General features: G+C 55.0%; 17 protein-coding genes and 1 pseudogene. 12 read left to right on the top strand and 6 right to left on the bottom strand.

What is annotated here, in order from left to right; translation table 11 throughout:
* Positions 1-2: 2 nt before the first annotated feature.
* Positions 3-1,625: an ABC transporter substrate-binding protein SapA gene (gene sapA, locus AC6I8T_RS10835; RefSeq protein ID WP_021183123.1), complete on the bottom strand. Its 1,623-nt coding sequence runs from the start codon at positions 1,623-1,625 to the stop codon at positions 3-5.
* A 782-nt stretch (positions 1,626-2,407) separates the two neighbouring features.
* A complete protein-coding gene (pspF, locus tag AC6I8T_RS10830; protein ID WP_208723499.1) occupies positions 2,408-3,403 on the bottom strand; it encodes a phage shock protein operon transcriptional activator in 996 nt (331 codons plus the stop codon).
* A 163-nt stretch (positions 3,404-3,566) separates the two neighbouring features.
* Between pspF and pspA the strand changes: the two genes are divergently transcribed.
* From pspA to tyrR, 7 genes are all read left to right on the top strand, one after another.
* A complete protein-coding gene (pspA, locus tag AC6I8T_RS10825; protein ID WP_021183125.1) occupies positions 3,567-4,232 on the top strand; it encodes a phage shock protein PspA in 666 nt (221 codons plus the stop codon).
* A 42-nt stretch (positions 4,233-4,274) separates the two neighbouring features.
* Positions 4,275-4,502 carry an envelope stress response membrane protein PspB gene (gene pspB, locus AC6I8T_RS10820; protein WP_013509216.1) on the top strand — a complete coding sequence of 76 codons (228 nt, stop codon included), beginning with the start codon at positions 4,275-4,277 and terminating at the stop codon, positions 4,500-4,502.
* Positions 4,499-4,858, top strand: a complete 360-nt coding sequence (gene pspC / locus AC6I8T_RS10815) for an envelope stress response membrane protein PspC (protein ID WP_021183126.1) — start codon at positions 4,499-4,501, stop codon at positions 4,856-4,858. Before pspB ends, pspC begins: the two co-directional genes overlap by 4 nt.
* Before the next feature lie 14 nt (positions 4,859-4,872).
* Positions 4,873-5,121, top strand: a complete 249-nt coding sequence (pspD, locus tag AC6I8T_RS10810) for a phage shock protein PspD (RefSeq protein ID WP_021183127.1) — start codon at positions 4,873-4,875, stop codon at positions 5,119-5,121.
* Complete coding sequence (locus AC6I8T_RS10805; protein WP_208723498.1) at positions 5,102-6,487, top strand: YcjX family GTP-binding protein; 1,386 nt, start codon at positions 5,102-5,104, stop codon at positions 6,485-6,487. Before pspD ends, AC6I8T_RS10805 begins: the two co-directional genes overlap by 20 nt.
* Positions 6,484-7,557: a TIGR01620 family protein gene (locus AC6I8T_RS10800; RefSeq protein WP_497833816.1), complete on the top strand. Its 1,074-nt coding sequence runs from the start codon at positions 6,484-6,486 to the stop codon at positions 7,555-7,557. The genes AC6I8T_RS10805 and AC6I8T_RS10800 overlap by 4 nt, the downstream gene beginning before the upstream one ends.
* Positions 7,558-7,769: 212 nt before the next feature.
* Complete coding sequence (gene tyrR / locus AC6I8T_RS10795; RefSeq protein ID WP_021183131.1) at positions 7,770-9,335, top strand: transcriptional regulator TyrR; 1,566 nt, start codon at positions 7,770-7,772, stop codon at positions 9,333-9,335.
* 89 nt (positions 9,336-9,424) lie between these two features.
* Here the strand turns inward: tyrR and tpx are convergent, their stop codons facing one another.
* Positions 9,425-9,928: a thiol peroxidase gene (gene tpx / locus AC6I8T_RS10790; protein WP_021183132.1), complete on the bottom strand. Its 504-nt coding sequence runs from the start codon at positions 9,926-9,928 to the stop codon at positions 9,425-9,427.
* Between the two features lie 153 nt (positions 9,929-10,081).
* Between tpx and ycjG the strand changes: the two genes are divergently transcribed.
* A complete protein-coding gene (ycjG, locus tag AC6I8T_RS10785) occupies positions 10,082-11,068 on the top strand; it encodes an L-Ala-D/L-Glu epimerase (RefSeq protein WP_208723496.1) in 987 nt (328 codons plus the stop codon).
* Here ycjG and mpaA read toward each other — a convergent pair.
* Entirely contained in the window at positions 11,037-11,750 is a 714-nt protein-coding gene (gene mpaA / locus AC6I8T_RS10780) for a murein tripeptide amidase MpaA (RefSeq protein WP_208723495.1), read from the bottom strand. The two genes, ycjG and mpaA, sit on opposite strands and share 32 nt — an antisense overlap.
* Before the next feature lie 224 nt (positions 11,751-11,974).
* Between mpaA and AC6I8T_RS10775 the strand changes: the two genes are divergently transcribed.
* The 3 genes from AC6I8T_RS10775 to AC6I8T_RS10765 all read left to right on the top strand — a co-directional run bounded on the left by AC6I8T_RS10775 (position 11,975) and on the right by AC6I8T_RS10765 (position 15,159).
* Positions 11,975-13,594, top strand: a complete 1,620-nt coding sequence (locus AC6I8T_RS10775; protein ID WP_497833815.1) for a peptide ABC transporter substrate-binding protein — start codon at positions 11,975-11,977, stop codon at positions 13,592-13,594.
* A gap of 117 nt (positions 13,595-13,711) precedes the next feature.
* Positions 13,712-14,695, top strand: a complete 984-nt coding sequence (zntB, locus tag AC6I8T_RS10770) for a zinc transporter ZntB (RefSeq protein ID WP_021183136.1) — start codon at positions 13,712-13,714, stop codon at positions 14,693-14,695.
* A gap of 317 nt (positions 14,696-15,012) precedes the next feature.
* Positions 15,013-15,159, top strand: coding sequence for a hypothetical protein (locus AC6I8T_RS10765; protein ID WP_021183137.1), 147 nt, complete (start codon positions 15,013-15,015; stop codon positions 15,157-15,159).
* A 50-nt stretch (positions 15,160-15,209) separates the two neighbouring features.
* Here AC6I8T_RS10765 and ttcA read toward each other — a convergent pair whose 3' ends face one another.
* Positions 15,210-16,145 (bottom strand): tRNA 2-thiocytidine(32) synthetase TtcA, encoded by a 936-nt coding sequence (gene ttcA, locus AC6I8T_RS10760; protein ID WP_021183138.1) that lies wholly within the window; start codon positions 16,143-16,145, stop codon positions 15,210-15,212.
* Between the two features lie 58 nt (positions 16,146-16,203).
* Positions 16,204-16,432: pseudogene (locus AC6I8T_RS10755) on the bottom strand (site-specific integrase); the annotation flags it as partial.
* Between AC6I8T_RS10755 and AC6I8T_RS10750 the strand changes: the two are divergent.
* Entirely contained in the window at positions 16,367-16,645 is a 279-nt protein-coding gene (locus tag AC6I8T_RS10750) for a hypothetical protein (RefSeq protein ID WP_208723493.1), read from the top strand. The pseudogene AC6I8T_RS10755 and the gene AC6I8T_RS10750 overlap by 66 nt on opposite strands.
* Positions 16,646-16,853 lie beyond the last annotated feature (208 nt).

The raw sequence follows: 16,853 nt of genomic DNA, 5'->3' as shown, positions 1-16,853 counted from the left end.
GATTATTCCTCGCTGCGTTCGTCACGATAAACGCCTGCGAACGAGGCGTTGCCAAATGGACTCAGTACCAGACCTTTAATATCGTGGCGATACGCCTGCAATCGCAGCGATGACGCCAGTGGCAACACCGGCAACTCTCGCGCCAGGATCTGCTGTGCTTCGTCATAACTCTCAATGCGAGCTGACAACTGTTGTGACAGCAGGGCGCGTTGCAACACTTCATCAAATGCTGGCGAGCACCAGTGTGCGTAGTTGGTTTGCGAACGAATCGCCGCACAGCTCAACAGCGGGCGGAAGAAGCTATCGGGATCGTTGCTGTCGGTGGCCCAGCCGGTCAGGGTAATATCATGGTTCATCGCCATCAGTTGCGCTTCCTGAAAACGCCCCTCTACCGGCACGATGGTGACGCGTACCCCCACCTGTGACAAATCGGCCTGTAACAATTCAGCAGTTTTTAGCGGGCTGGGATTCCACGCCTGCGATGCTGTCGGCACCACCAGCCGCAGATGGAGATTCTCCACCCCCAACGCTTTCAATTGTTCCCGCGCTTTGGCCGGATTGTATTCGGTCACCCGCGCATCATTATCATACGCCCAGGACGCGCGCGGCAGAATCGAGGCCGCCGTTTCCGCGGTGCCGTAATAAATCGACTCCATCAGACGCTCATTATTGATTGCCAGCGCCAGCGCGTGGCGGACTTCGGGGCGATCCAGCGGCGGTTTACGGGTATTAAATGCCAGATAGGCGATATTCATCCCCGGACGTAACGTCATGCGCAGGCGGGGATCGTCACGCAGAATGCTGAGCTGACTGGCAGCAGGATAGGCCAGCACATCACACTCGCCGGTCAGCAATTTTGATAAGCGACCGGTCCCGCCGACACCGAGGTCAATGACCACCTGTTGTAAACGCGGCACGCCTTTCCAGTAATGGGGATTGCGCGCCAGGCGCAGGTATTGCCCGGTACGGTATTCGCTAAGCTGGAACGGGCCGGTGCCGACCGGTTCCCGATCCAGTCGCTCCTGCTGGCCTTTAGCAGTCAGCTTGTCAGCGTACTCTTTGGAGAGCACCGGTGCGTAATGGGTGGCGATATGCCACAGGAATGATGCATCCGGGCTGTTCAGGCGAATTTCGACGGTATCGTTGTCGAGTTTTTTCACGCTCTGCACCGAGTCAGCAAATTGCAGGCTATCGAAATAGGGATAGCTGCCACCGTTGACGTTATGCCAGGGGTGCTGGCGATCGAACATGCGGGCAAAGCTGAACACCACATCGTCGGCATTCATATTGCGGGTAGGGGTGAACCAATTGGTGTGCTGGAAGGGCACATCTTTGCGCAGATGGAAACGGTAAGTCGCGCCGTTATCCCGCACCTCCCAGCTCTGCGCGAGGTCAGGCACCAGGCGATAGGTGTAAGGATCGACATCCAGCAGACGGTCGTAAAGCTGCGCGGCGAGGGTATCGACCACCAGACCGCTACTCGCCATTTGCGGATTGAAGGTATTTACCGTGCCGTTAACGCAATAAACAAAGCCGCTTTGACGGATGTCGTTCGCAGGTGCAGCCCAGACAGACGCACTCAATACGCTGAGACCGAGCAGCAGCGTGGGGATTAATTTTGGCATAGAACTCAACGATTCTGAGGCAATAGCGAGAGTGTATCGCAAACGCCGGGTACTCCCCAAATTAAGGCGAATTGTGCTGTCTTTTTCGCCATACCGACGGCGGGGTAATCACACCGTTAGTGTGGAAATGAGAAAAATTCTCAATTAGGGCTTTACAGATGATAATAAGAATGATTATTATTCTTCTGCGCTTCGACGGTGGCTCTACCGAAGAAGAGCACGACATTGCTCACATTGCTTCCAGTATTAAGTTGCCCGCTTCTGCGGGCTTTTTTTTCTTCATATTTTGCACTGTAGCGGCGTTGGCTGCGATTGCTCACCCCGGTCACATACTCAGGTATGCTCCCGGGGATTCGCGCCCTTGCCGCCTTGCTACAGCACAAAATATTTCGAAAAGCCTGTTTACAACAACGTAGCGGCGTTGGCTGCGATTGCTCACCCCGGTCACATACTCAGGTATGCTCCCGGGGATTCGCGCCCTTGCCGCCTTGCTACAGCACAAAATATTTCGAAAAGCCTGTTTACAACAACGTAGCGGCGTTGGCTGCGATTGCTCACCCCGGTCACATACTCAGGTATGCTCCCGGGGATTCGCGCCCTTGCCGCCTTGCTACAGCACAAAATATTTCGAAAAGCCTGTTTACAACAACGTAGCGGCGTTGGCTGTGATTGCTCACCCCGGTCATATACTCAGGTATGCTCCCGTAGCGGCGCGATTTATCGCGCGCCTTTCCAAAACAGCGCGCTAAATCGCGCTGCTACGAGTCGGACATGCGCGGGAGTTAACCTTCGTCCCGCACCTGAATCCCGTGTTTTTTCATCATTGCCCGTAGCTGGTGATAGGTCACCCCCAGCAAGTCGGCCGCACGGCGTTGATTATATTTCGCCTCTGCGAGGCTGCGATCAACCAGTTGGCGCTCCTGCTGATTTTGCCATTGACGCAAATCGAGTGGCAGGGCAGGCACGCCACTTTCTCCACTGACCACATCGGGCGCAGGCGTATTTCGTGGCGCAAACGGATTGATAATGATGTTATCCAGTTGAGTGTCGACGCTGTGATGGCGATAAACCGAACGTTCCACCACGTTTTTCAGCTCTCGCACGTTTCCCGGCCAGCCGTAATTTAATAGCGTCTGCTGCGCCTGTTCGGTGAAACCGGGAAACAGCGGCAAGCCCAGTTCACGGCACATCTGAATCGCAAAGTGCTCCGCCATCACCAGAATATCGCTGCGCCTTTCGCGTAGCGGCGGTAGCTGCACCACATCAAACGCCAGTCGATCCAGCAGGTCGGCGCGAAATTTTCCCGCCGCCGCCAGCGCAGGAAGATCCTCATTGGTGGCACACACCAGACGGACGTTTACCTGCAACGACTGGTTGCCACCCACGCGTTCCAGTTGGCCATATTCAATCACCCGCAGCAGTTTTTCCTGTACCAGCATCGGTGCTGTCGCCAGCTCATCCAGAAATAATGTGCCACCATCGGCACGTTCAAAGCGGCCAAGATGGCGCTTTTGTGCGCCGGTGAATGCCCCTGCCTCATGGCCGAACAATTCAGAGTCGAGCAGGTTTTCATTTAATGCGGCACAGTTCAGGGAGACAAACGGGCCTTGCCAACGGTCGGAGAGAAAATGCAGGCGGCTGGCAATAAGTTCCTTGCCGGTGCCGCGTTCACCAATCACCAGCACCGGTTTTTCCAGTGGGGCAAGGCGGGAAACCTGTTCCAGCACTTCAAGAAAGTTGTTAGATTCGCCCAGCAGGTTATCGTTGCCATTCGCCATGATGAATTTCACTATCAGTTAATCAATTTCACTACCTTAAGGGAAAAAGTGGGGAGTGTAAAATAATCAATTGCAGTTAATTCAATAAGATAAAAACTGGCACGGCTTTTGTATTAGTGATGAGCGCCTGGCGCCAACCTATGACACTTAGAGGAACATCATTATGGGTATTTTTTCTCGTTTTGCCGACATCGTGAACGCTAACATCAATTCGCTGCTGGAGCGCGCCGAAGATCCGCAGAAACTGGTACGCCTGATGATTCAGGAAATGGAAGACACGCTGGTGGAAGTGCGTTCCACCTCAGCCCGGGCGCTGGCAGAGAAGAAACAACTGCTGCGCCGCATTGAGCAGGCAGATATTCAGCAGGCCGAATGGCAGGAGAAAGCCGAACTGGCGCTGCGCAAAGATAAAGATGACCTGGCGCGTTCGGCGTTGATCGAAAAACAGAAATTGACCGATTTAATCGCGGCGTTGCAGCAGGAAGTGACGCAGGTAGAAGAGACGCTGGAACGGATGAAAGGCGAGATTGGTGAGCTGGAGAAAAAACTCAGCGAAACCCGTGCCCGTCAGCAGGCGCTGACCCTGCGTCATCAGGCCGCCTCTTCATCGCGTGATGTACGTCGCCAGCTCGACAGCGGCAAACTGGATGACGCGATGGCACGTTTCGAATCATTCGAACGTCGTATCGACCACATGGAAGCCGAAGCTGAAAGCCAGCGTTTTGGTAAGCCGAAAAGCCTGGACCAGCAATTCGCAGAATTGAAAGCTGATGACGAAATCAGCCAGCAGTTGGCTGCACTGAAAGAAAAAATGAATCGCGGCGAATAATTGGGCTGCCCCCGCGACCGGTTAAATGATTAAGGAGAGTCAATGAGCGCACTTTTTCTGGCCATACCGCTGACCATCTTCGTGCTGTTTGTCGCACCGATTTGGTTATGGCTCCACTACAGCAACAAACGCAACGGCGGTGCGGAGCTATCATCAAACGATATGCAGCGTTTGCAGCAGCTGACCCAGGATGCACGCCGGATGCGCGAGCGTGTTGAAGCACTGGAAGCGATTCTGGATGCAGAACACCCGAACTGGAGGCAGCCATGAGCGGAAACAGCCTGAAGGGGCGCAAGCTGTGGCGTATTCCTCAGCAGGGCAAAGTGCGTGGCGTCTGCGCGGGCGTGGCCGAGTATCTCGACATTCCGGTGACGCTGCTGCGAGTGATTGTGGTGTTGTCGATGTTTTTTGGTTTGTTCGGCTTCACCCTGATCATCTACTTTATTCTTGGCTTTGTGCTGGATGTAAAACCCGATGATGAACCGGCTGACCGCGCGCCGAGCGCCAGCCAGTTGTTGGATGAGCTGGATGACGCGCTCAAATTCGATGAACGCCATGTGCGGGATATTGAACGCTACGTCACCTCGGAAACATTCAGTGTGCGTAGTCGTTTTCGTCAAATCTGATGCTGGAGGTTGCCTTGTCTGACCAACGTTTTTCTACTCTGCGCCGCCGCGCAGCACCGGCGTTGAAGTCGGCGGGGAAATTTATCATTATCAGTGCAGTCACTTACGCGCCTGGCGGCATTGCGGGCTGGGCGGTAAAATCGGTGGCGCGTCGTCCGTTACGTCTGTTACTGGCGGTCGCGCTGGAACCGTTGCTGAGCAAGGTGTTTAACCGCCTGTCAGCACGCTTCATCAGGGAGAGCGATGAAAAGACTGCAAAATGAATTGATGGCGTTGGTGAATCGCGGTGTCGATCGTCATCTGCGCCTTGCCGTGACCGGTCTGAGCCGTAGCGGCAAAACCGCCTTTATTACTTCGCTGGTTAATCAGCTTCTCCATGTCCACAGCGGCTCCCGATTGCCGCTGTTCAGCGTGGTGCGCGAAGAGCGTCTGTTGGGCGTGAAACGGGTGCCGCAGCGCGAATTGGGTACGCCGCGTTTCACCTATGACGAAGGCCTGGCCCAGCTCTATGGCACGCCGCCCATTTGGCCCACACCTACCCGGGGTGTCAGTGAAATCCGTCTCGCGCTGCGCTATCGTCCGGATGAATCGCTACTGCGGCATTTCAAAGATACCGCCACGCTGTACCTGGAAATTGTCGATTATCCGGGAGAATGGCTGCTCGATTTACCGATGTTGGCACAGGATTATGCGGGCTGGTCGCGGCAGATGCTCGGTTTGTTGCAGGGCGATCGCGCGATATGGGCGCAGCAGTGGCGCAGCCTGTGTGCCGATCTCGATCCCTATGCTCCTGCTGATGAAAACCGGCTGGCGGCGATTGCCGCTGCCTGGACCGATTATTTGCATCAATGCAAAAACCAGGGTCTGCATTTTATCCAGCCTGGCCGCTTTGTTTTACCGGGAGACATGGCAGGCGCACCGGCGTTGCAGTTTTTCCCGTGGCCGCAGGTGGAGGACATCCAGCGCCAGGCCCCGGCAGGCAGCAACTACGCGATGTTGCAACAGCGATTTAACTACTATTGCCAGCATGTGGTGAAGGGCTTCTACAAGCATCATTTTCTGCGTTTTGATCGTCAGATTGTCCTGGTCGATTGTTTGCAACCGCTGAACAGCGGGCCGCAGGCGTTTAATGACATGCGACTGGCACTGACGCAACTGATGCAGAGTTTTCATTACGGTCAACGCACGCTGTTTCGCCGCCTGTTTTCCCCGGTGATCGATAAGTTGTTATTCGCAGCCACCAAGGCCGATCACATCACCGCCGATCAGCACGCCAATATGGTGTCGCTGTTACAACAACTGGTGCAGGATGCGTGGCAAAACGCGGCGTTCGAAGGTATCAGCATGGATTGTCTTGGCCTTGCCTCAGTGCAGGCGACCGAGAGTGGGCTGGTGGATCATCGGGGCGAAAAACTGCCAGCGCTGCGCGGGCATCGTCTTGAAGATGGCGAAGCCCTGACATTTTATCCCGGCGAAGTGCCGCCACGTTTGCCTGGCCACAGTTTCTGGCAGCAACAGGGATTTCAGTTTGAACAGTTCCGGCCGCAGCAGCTCGATGTTGATCGTCCGCTGCCGCATATTCGCATGGATGCCGCGCTGGAATTTTTACTGGGAGATAAATTGCGATGAACGATGAAACACCGTTAAAACCGCGGATTGATTTTGCCCGCCCACTGGAAAGCAACGTGGAGAAACCACTCCGTGCCGCGCAGACCTTCGACGCTGATGCCGAAGGAGCCTTTCTTGCTCTGCGTGAAGAGGAGCCGCTGGAGGAGGGCGCGGGTGAAAAAGCGGTGGAAGCCGCCCTGCGTCCGAAACGCAGCCTGTGGCGCAAAATGGTGGGGGCAGGCCTGGCGATTTTTGCTGTCAGCGTGGTGGCCCAGGGGGTGCAGTGGATGCATGATGCCTGGCTGACGCGCGACTGGTTTGCGCTGGGCAGCGGCGTGGCGGGTGGCTTGATTGTCGCTGCGGGTGCCGGAGCGTTGGCTGGTGAGTGGCGTCGGTTGTATCGCTTGCGCCAGCGCGCGGAGGAGCGCGATGTGGGGCGCGAGTTGCTGCACAGCCACGGCATCGGTCAGGCGCGTGCGTTCTGTGAAAAACTGGCGCAGCAGGCCCAACTCGATCAAGCGCATCCGGCGTTGCAACGCTGGCACGCGGCGTTGCATGAAACCCATAACGATCGCGAGATCGTCACGTTGTATGCCCAATTGGTGCAGCCAGTGCTGGACCGCCAGGCACGGCGCGAAATCAGTCGCCATGCCGCAGAAGCGACGCTGATGATCGCCGTCAGCCCGCTGGCGCTGGTGGATATGGCGTTTATCGCCTGGCGCAACCTGCGGCTGGTGAACCGCATCGCCACTGTTTACGGCATTGAGCTGGGCTATTTTAGTCGTCTGCGTTTGTTCCGTCTGGTGTTGCTGAATATGGCGTTTGCCGGTGCCTCTGAACTGGTGCGCGAAGTGGGTATGGATTGGGTGTCACAGGATATTGCCGCTCGCCTGTCAGCCCGAGCCGCACAGGGGATTGGTGCCGGGCTGTTGACGGCACGCCTTGGCATCAAAGCGATGGAGCTGTGCCGCCCGCTGCCGTGGCTGGAAGATGATAAACCGCGACTGGGTGACTTCCGCCGCGAGCTGATCGGCCAGTTGAAAGAAACCCTGAGAAAAAGTGAGGGCAAAGCAGGGCAGAGTGCTAAATAATCGCTGCCTGCTCACCTTTCACACTAAAAAGTCTGTGAAAGGTGAGATTTTCTTTGTTAATTGTGATTTTTGACGGGATTAATCGTGGTTGTTCCGTTACAATTTTGCCCATCGCCTGCCTCTGACTGTCAACTTTTCCTGACAGGCCCCTTCTGAGGCGTCGCAAGTTAGCGTATTATCACTAAAATCGAAACCTGATTAAGGCCATCGCAATGCGTTTGGAAGTTTTCTGCCAGGACCGTATCGGTCTGGCGCGCGAGCTGCTCGACCTGCTGGTTGCACGCAATATCGACCTGCGCGGCATTGAAATTGCCCCGCTTGGCCGTATCTACCTCAACTTTTCTGCCCTGGAATTCGAATCTTTCAGTTCGCTGATGGCGGAGATCCGCCGTACACCTGGCGTGACAGACGTTCGTACCGTGGCGTACATGCCGTCAGAACGCGAGCACCGTGCGCTCAGCGCCTTGCTGGTGGCGATGCCGGAGCCAGTGCTGTCTATCGACCTGAAATGTAAAGTCGAACTGGCTAACCCGGCAGCACAAAACCTGTTTAACCTCGACGAACAAAAGATCCGCAACCAGAATGCCGGTTCCTTAATCAGCGGTTTTAACTTCCAACGCTGGATTGAAAACGATCGCGTGGAAGCGGAAGTGCAACATGTGGTGATTCAGGGGCGTGATTTCCTGCTGGAAGCACGGCCAATCTATCTGGCGGAAGAAGAGGGGCAGAGCGATCAGCCGGTTGGCGCAATGATCACCCTGAAATCCACCGCCCGCATGGGACGTCAGTTGCAGAATCTGACTGTGACGGATGAATCGGAGTTTGATCATATCGTCGCGGTGACGCCGAAAATGCGTCAGGTGCTGGACCAGGCGCGCAAGCTGGCGATGCACGATGCCCCGTTGCTGATTGTTGGTGACACCGGCACCGGCAAAGATATGCTGGCGCGGGCCTGCCATCTGCGCAGCGCGCGCGGCAAGAAGCCGTTCCTCGCGCTGAACTGCGCCTCGTTGCCCGATGACGTGGCGGAAAGTGAACTGTTTGGTCACGCCGCAGGCGCTTATCCCAATGCGCTGGAAGGCAAAAAAGGATTCTTCGAGCAGGCTAACGGCGGTTCGGTGTTGCTGGATGAAATCGGTGAGATGTCACCGCGTATGCAAACCAAACTGCTGCGCTTCCTTAACGATGGTACTTTCCGCCGGGTGGGTGAAGAACACGAAGTGCATGTGGACGTGCGCGTGATCTGCGCGACGCAAAAGAATCTGGTGGAACTGGTGCAGCGCGGCGAATTCCGTGAAGACCTGTTTTATCGCCTCAACGTGCTGACGCTCAATCTGCCGCCGCTGCGTGAGCGCCCGCAGGATATCCTGCCGTTGACCGAGATGTTTGTCGCGCGCTTTGCCGATGAACAGGGGTTGCCAAGACCTCGGTTGTCACCGCAACTGACTGCTTTCCTGACACGCTACAGTTGGCCCGGCAACGTGCGACAGTTGAAAAACGCGCTGTATCGCGCGATGACGCAGTTGGAAGGATACGAGTTGCGCCCACAGGATATCGTCCTGCCGGAACAGGCGTTGGATGTGTCCATGGGGGAAGAGGCGATGGAAGGTACGCTGGATGAGATCACCAGCCGTTTTGAGCGTTCAATCCTGACGCGGCTGTATCTTTCTTATCCCAGTACGCGCAAGTTGGCGAAACGACTCGGTGTATCGCATACCGCGATTGCCAACAAGTTACGTGAATACGGCTTGAGCCAGAAGCGTAACGACAGCGAATAACCGGGAATGATCCCGTAACGGTGCGATTTATCGCGCGATTCTTTATCAGACGCGCGATAAATCGCGCCGCTACGGGTCAGTGCCGTGACTTAGTTCAGTGCAGCCAGCGCCGCATCGTAGTTCGGCTCGCTGGTGATTTCGTTCACCAGTTCGCTGTAAATCACTTTATCGTTCTCATCCAGTACCACCACCGCACGGGCGGTCAGGCCTTTCAGCGCGCCATCGGCAATCGCCACACCGTAATCTTCTTTAAATTCTGCACCGCGCAGCGTTGACAATGTCACCACGTTATTCAGGCTTTCAGCACCACAGAAACGTGACTGCGCAAACGGCAGGTCAGCGGAGATGCACAGCACCACGGTGTTGTCAGCTTTGCCAGCCAGTTCGTTGAACTTGCGCACAGAAGCGGCACAAACGCCGGTATCAATGCTCGGGAAAATGTTCAGGACTTTACGTTTGCCTGCATACTGAGAAAGGGTCACATCAGCGAGATCTTTAGCTACCAGAGAGAACGGTTTAGCCTGTGCGCCTGCCTGTGGGAACTGGCCTGCTACTGGCACCGGGTTGCCCTGGAAGTGAACATTCTGAGACATACGATTTCCTTTTAACGATGAAAAAATCTGACTTTTACTTGGTCAGAACAGGTATAGCCGTTGTTTATGACATATTTTTTAAGGGTTTTCGAGGGCAAATCGTAGCGGAAACTGCGCCAGCTCGCATTTAAGTGATGGATTTAAGGAGAAATAATGAGAAAGGTGAAAAGTTATCCGGAAGCCTGGCCGCTGCATTCCCCTTTTGTGATTTCGCGTGGTAGCCGCACCGAGGCGCAGGTGGTGGTGGTGGAAATGGAAGAAAATGGCGTTCGTGGCATCGGTGAGGCCACGCCTTACGCGCGCTATGGCGAAAGTGAAGCCTCGGTGCTGGCGCAGATTGCCTCAGTGCTGACGCCGTTGCAGAACGGTATGACGCGCGCGGCGTTACAGCAGGCGCTGCCGGCTGGCGCAGCACGTAACGCGATTGATTGCGCCCTGTGGGATCTGGAGCGCCAGCAACAGCAGCAAAGCCTGGCTGAGTTATGTGGCGTCACTCTGGCATCGCGCATCGTCACCGCCCATACCGTCAGCATCGATACCCCTGACGCTATGGCCAGTAGCGCGCTGGCGCTGTGGCAACATGGTGCGCAGCTTTTGAAAATAAAGCTGGATAATAACTTTATCAGCGAACGTCTGGTCGCCATTCGCAGCGCGGTGCCGGAGGCCACGCTGATTGTCGATGCTAACGAATCGTGGCAGGCAGAAGGTCTGGCGGCGCGCTGCCAGTTGCTGGCCGACCTCGGGGTAGCAATGCTGGAGCAACCATTGCCCGCGGCGCATGACGCCACGTTAGCGAATTTTATCCACCCGCTGCCGATTTGCGCCGATGAAAGCTGCCACACGCGTGACAGCCTGGCAGCCCTGCGCGGGCGTTATGACATGGTGAATATCAAACTGGATAAAACCGGTGGCCTGACGGAAGCGCTGGCGTTGGCGGTCAGTGCGCGGCAGCAGGGCTTCGCTATTATGCTCGGCTGCATGCTGTGCACCTCGCGTGCAATTCGGGCGGCCTTACCGCTGACGCCGCTGGCGCAATTCGCCGATCTCGACGGCCCCACCTGGCTGGCCGCAGATGTGGAACCGTCGTTACACTTTGCCAACGGTGTGCTTATGCCTGCGGCTGCCAGCGTAGCAGATTGATCATGGTTTCCAGATAGACTTCGGTGGCTTCGTCCACCGAAATCGGTGGCATTTCGGCGGTGATGCACAACAGGCCGATATCGTCGCACCAGCTACCGAAGGAGCCTGGCGTGGCATAACCGACGCTGCTCACCACCGGCAATTGGGTTTGCTGCGACAGCCACTGCGCCAGCTCGCTGTGATGGGGATCATCAATGCAGGCGAGCGGTTCATGCCAGGTCACCACCCAGCGTGGTTTAAGTTGATGGATTAGCTGGCACAACGCCTGGGTTTCCGGTTCGGAAGAGGGATGCTCTCCAGTCGACAACACCACATCGCGCTCATCCGCCACGCTATTCCAGCGATACACGGTGTCACCGCTTTGCCAGTTGGCGGCCGGGAAATTACGGTTGAGATCGACACCGCGTGCATTGGCGCGCAGCCCAAGCTGACATCCGTCAGGATTCACTGCCAGAATAACGTGATGACGGCGCAGGGATTCCGGCAGGGTACGCATGGCGCCGGACAAGGTGGCGACCGCCGCGTTCTCATCGCCGTGGGTACCGGCAATGATCAAACCGCTATCGGCGTCTGCCGCTGGCGCAGGAAACCACAGCAGCGGGGCACCCAATACCGATTGCCCATATTGTTGCCAGACAGCATCCAGCGTGCCGCGCAACGGGCGCGGGTGTAGTGACGACATAAGCAAACTTCCTCGTAGCAGCGCGGTTTATCGCGCGTGTTTTAATGTGCCAACAATTCCCGACATGACGCGAAGTGTGACCGTGGCTCCAGCCTCAACATAACGGTAAACAGCACATCAGAAAATAGCTATTTATCAATCATCAATCTGCGATAAAGTGCCAAAAGTCGCTGGCGGCGCCTCCCTTTTTCGCAGCCGCCTTTTTTCGGGTAAAAGGAGTGGTGATGAAAATAGCGTTTCGCAAGACCCTGGCTGCCTTAATGGTTATCGGTGCTATCACACCGGCGTTGGCCGCTTCCGTGCCATCCGGGGCGCAGTTGGCCCCGGTGCAGGAAATCGTGCGCCACATCAAAGATGAACCCGCCTCGCTCGACCCGATGAAAGCCGTCGGTCTGCCGGAAATCCAGGTGATGCGTGACCTGTTCGAAGGACTGACCAATCAGGATGCGCAAGGTCATATCGTGCCGGGTGTGGCGCAAAGCTGGAGCAGTAACGACAACAAAACCTGGATTTTCAACCTGCGTAAAGATGCGCGCTGGTCCAATGGTGATCCGGTCACCGCCCAGGATTTTGTTTACAGCTGGCAGCGCCTGGTTGATCCGAAAAACAGCTCATCCTCCGCCTGGTTCGCGGCCCTGAGTGGTATCGAAAATGCCGAGGCCATCACCAAAGGCCAGATGAGTGCCGATAAACTTGGGGTGACGGCACTGGATGGCAATCGACTGAAGGTGACATTGTCACTCCCGGTCCCCTGGTTCCCAAGTATGGTTGCCAATGCCGCTTTGTTTCCGGTGCCTGAAAAAGTTATCGCCGAATCCGGTGATGGCTGGACGGCGCCGGGCAAGCTGGTCGGCAATGGTGCCTATCAGCTTCAGTCGCGGGTGGTGAACGAGAAAATTGTGCTGGTGCGCAACCCGCATTATTGGGATGACGCCCATTCGGTGCTGACTAAAGTCACCTTTATCCCCATCAATGAAGAATCAAGCGCCACCAAACGCTACCGTGCCGGTGATATCGATATCACCGAATCCTTCCCGAAAAACATGTACGCGTTGTTGAAGAAGGAGCTGCCGGGTCAGGTCTACACCCCGGACCAGCTAGGCACTTACTATTACGCCTTTAACACCGAAAAAGGCCCAACAGCGGATGTACGGGTGCGCAAAGCGCTGACATGGACTATCGATCGCCGCATCATCGCGGAAAAAGTGTTAGGTACCGGTGAAAAACCGGCCTGGCATTTCACGCCGGATGTCACCGCAGGTTTTACCCCGCAGCAGAGCTATCTGCAACAGCACAGTCAGCAGGAGTTAAACGCTCAGGCCAAAGCGCTGCTGAGTGCCGCCGGGTATGGTCCGGCTAAACCGCTGCACCTGACGTTGTTGTATAACACCTCAGAAAGTCACCAGAAAATCGCTATCGCGGTGGCGTCGATGTGGAAAAAGAATCTGGGGGTTGATGTCACGCTGCAAAACCAGGAGTGGAAAACCTACATCGACAGCCGTAACAGCGGTAACTTCGATGTGATCCGTGCCTCCTGGGTGGGAGATTATAACGAACCGTCCACCTTCCTCAGCCTGCTGACCTCCAGTCATACCGGTAATATCGCGCGTTTCCGTAACGCGGATTATGATGCGGTGATGGCAAAAGCCAGTAACGAGACGAGCGCGCAGGCGCGTAATCAGGACTACAACCGCGCCGAGCAAATTCTGGCGATGCAGGCCCCGATTGCGCCGATTTATCAGTACACCAATGGGCGTCTGATTAAGCCGTGGGTGAAGGGCTACCCGATCACCAACCCGGAAGATGTGGCCTACAGTCGCGAACTGTGGATTGCTAAACACTAAGTTACCTTTCTGGCGGCCTTTCTGGCCGCCTGTCATGTTTGCTCACAGCCTGAAGATTGCAACTCCTCGCCGCCACGCTAGACTGTATCGTATTGATTTTGATAGAGAGGCGAGTACGTGAACGTCATTGAAGGTAAAGCATTGCAGGTTTCGGATGCCATTGTGGCTTGTCAGCTTGACGGTCAGGGGGGATTGATCGCCATTGAGGACACTGACGTCGTCAATTGTGAGCGCCCCTGCTGGTTGCACCTCAATTACACCCAGCAGCAAAGCGCTGAATGGTTGCAAAACACCCCGTTAATTCCCGACTCGGTGCGTGATGCGCTGGCGGGCGACAGCATGCGCCCGCGTGTTACTCGTCTGGGTGATGGCTTTATGATTGTGCTGCGCAGTGTCAATCACAACAGCGACTCGCGCCCGGACCAACTGGTGGCGATGCGGGTGTTTATTAATGACAAACTGATTGTCTCGACGCGACGTCGCAAGGTGTACGCGATTGATGAAGTGCTTACCGATCTGCAAAACGGTAACGGTCCGGTGGACGGTGGTAGCTGGCTGGTTGACGTTTGTGATGCACTTACCGATCACGCCAGCGAATTTATTGAAGAGATGCACGATAAGATTATCGAGCTGGAAGATGCGCTGATGGATCAGCAGATCCCACCACGCGGTGAGCTGGCGCTGCTGCGCAAGCAATTGATTGTGATGCGACGTTATATGGCCCCGCAGCGCGATGTCTATGCGCGACTGGCGAGCGAGAAACTCGGCTGGATGGATGATGATGAACGGCGGCGTATGCAGGATATCGCCGATCGCCTGGGTCGTGGACTGGACGATCTGGATGCCGGTGTGGCGCGCACCGCCGTGCTGACCGATGAAATTGCGTCGGTGATGGCGGAAGCGATGAACCGTCGTACTTACACCATGTCTCTGCTGGCGATGATTTTCCTGCCGACTACTTTTTTAACCGGCCTGTTTGGTGTCAACCTTGGTGGGATACCGGGTGGCGCGTGGCATATGGGCTTCAGCGTTTTCTGTTTTTTACTGCTGGTGTTGGTGGTGGGACTCGCCTGGTGGTTAAGACGGCGTAAATGGTTATAAGCGCATTGCGAATGTTAACAATGGGTTATCGAAAGGTAACTCGCTGTAAATTAAGGCCAGAAGGGCAAAAAAGCGGAAAAAAACTGATCGACGTCAATATCCGCAACCGACAACAGGGGCAAACTCTCTCTCGCAGGTGAATGCAACGTCAAGCGATGGGCGTTGCGCTCCATATTGTCTTACTTCCTTTTTTGAATTACTGCATAGCACATTTGATTCGTACAACGCCGGCTTATCCGCCGGCTTTTTTTTGCCCGTTTGCCAGTGCCGCTGACCTTTTCCTATGCTTAAAGGACATTCGCAACCAGGAGAAGGGCATGCAAACATTCCACGCCACCGATCCCATTCCAACCGATCCACCTCCCATCCCGGAGCCGATTCCGCGTCCACAACCGTTGCCGGAACCTGATCCGCCATACGATCCCGAATATCCACCGATCATCGATCCACCGCCACATCGTTAATAAAAAAGGCGCGTAGCCGAAGCGACGCGCCTTTTTTGTGCCGGGAGAAATTACTTAATCTGCAATACGTCGAGACGGGCGCTTAAATCGGGTGCGTCTTCCTCTTCCGGCTGCCAGCCCGCAGGTTGTACCGGCAGCGATTCGCGGTCAAACGCCAGATCGCCACCGTCAACCACCGCATCACCGTGCTGAATACCTTTGAAATCAAACAGATTGATATCAGCCATATGCGAAGGGACGATGTTTTGCATCGCGCTGAACATGGTTTCGATCCGTCCCGGATAGCGTTTATCCCAGTCACGCAGCATATCCGCCACCACCTGGCGTTGCAGGTTAGGCTGAGAGCCGCACAGGTTACACGGAATAATCGGGAACTGACGGGCTTCGGCAAAGCGGATGATGTCTTTCTCGCGGCAGTAGGCCAGCGGGCGGATCACGATATGCTTACCATCGTCGCTCATCAACTTCGGTGGCATACCTTTCATTTTGCCGCCGTAGAACATGTTCAGGAACAGGGTTTGCAGGATGTCATCGCGATGATGTCCGAGCGCGATTTTAGTACAACCCAGTTCCGTCGCGGTGCGGTAAAGAATGCCACGACGCAGGCGTGAACACAGCGAACAGGTGGTTTTTCCTTCCGGGATTTTCTCTTTAACGATGGAGTAAGTGTCTTCGTTAACGATTTTATACTCAACGCCCAGTGCATCCAGATACGCTGGCAGCACATGTTCCGGGAAACCGGGTTGCTTCTGGTCGAGATTGACCGCCACCAGCGAGAAGTTAACCGGCGCGCTTTGTTGCAGATTGCGCAGAATTTCCAGCAGGGTATAGCTGTCTTTACCTCCAGACAGGCACACCATGATGCGATCGCCTTCTTCAATCATATTGAAATCGGCAATCGCTTCGCCCACGTTACGACGCAGACGCTTTTGCAATTTGTTCAGGTTGTACTGCTCTTTTTTTGTATTATCTTGATTATGTTGCATTATTTACTGTCTCAGCCAGCGATTTTCAGCAAAAGGGGCATGACGGGGGCACTATCCACTACCAGGCGACTGTAGCGTTCAGTATTTTAACCTGCTTGCTATTCATCTCTTCAATCCCCGTAGCATTAATCTGGTACACCCTCTGCGCATTCTCGATCCCCATCTGATTCGCAATAAACGACGGGACCGCACCTGCTGGCATCAGCCAGCAGGCAAAAAGTATGTCGCGTATGGTACGGATTACGGCGGCGAATGCCAGCACGTTTTATAGCAGCATTCCAGGCTGCCTCCGATCATGCTCGGTGCTGAAGGGTGACGTTGACGATAAGCCGTTTGGTAACGTGGAATACACCCTTGCAAAAAGTAATAAGTATCATTATCTTTCGCGATCTGCGCGCATAGAATGTAGTAGTAAAGCGAAAAATACAGGCAAAAAAAGCAAGGTCAATTTCAATTTGTCGATGATTGCCCGGCAAGGTGATCTTAATTTAAATCAATGAAATATAAGTATTTATTTGTATTGTTGATATCCATTTTTTTGCCAGGGAAGTGGCGGGGGCATCTGTAGCGGAAAAGCTAAAATTTATATTTACTACTACAATTCCTCATGTTTGAATGATTATCAATTACATTATCAACTGCGCCTTGTCTTGATAACAATACCGGACCTGCCGATCACGCACTTCCGCGCAACAACAGCCGGCAGCA

This window comes from Pantoea sp. X-Soil-OKNW-556, assembly GCF_059730695.1.
Note: the sequence above shows the minus strand (reverse complement) of the source record. Positions and strands in the feature narration are given on the sequence as shown.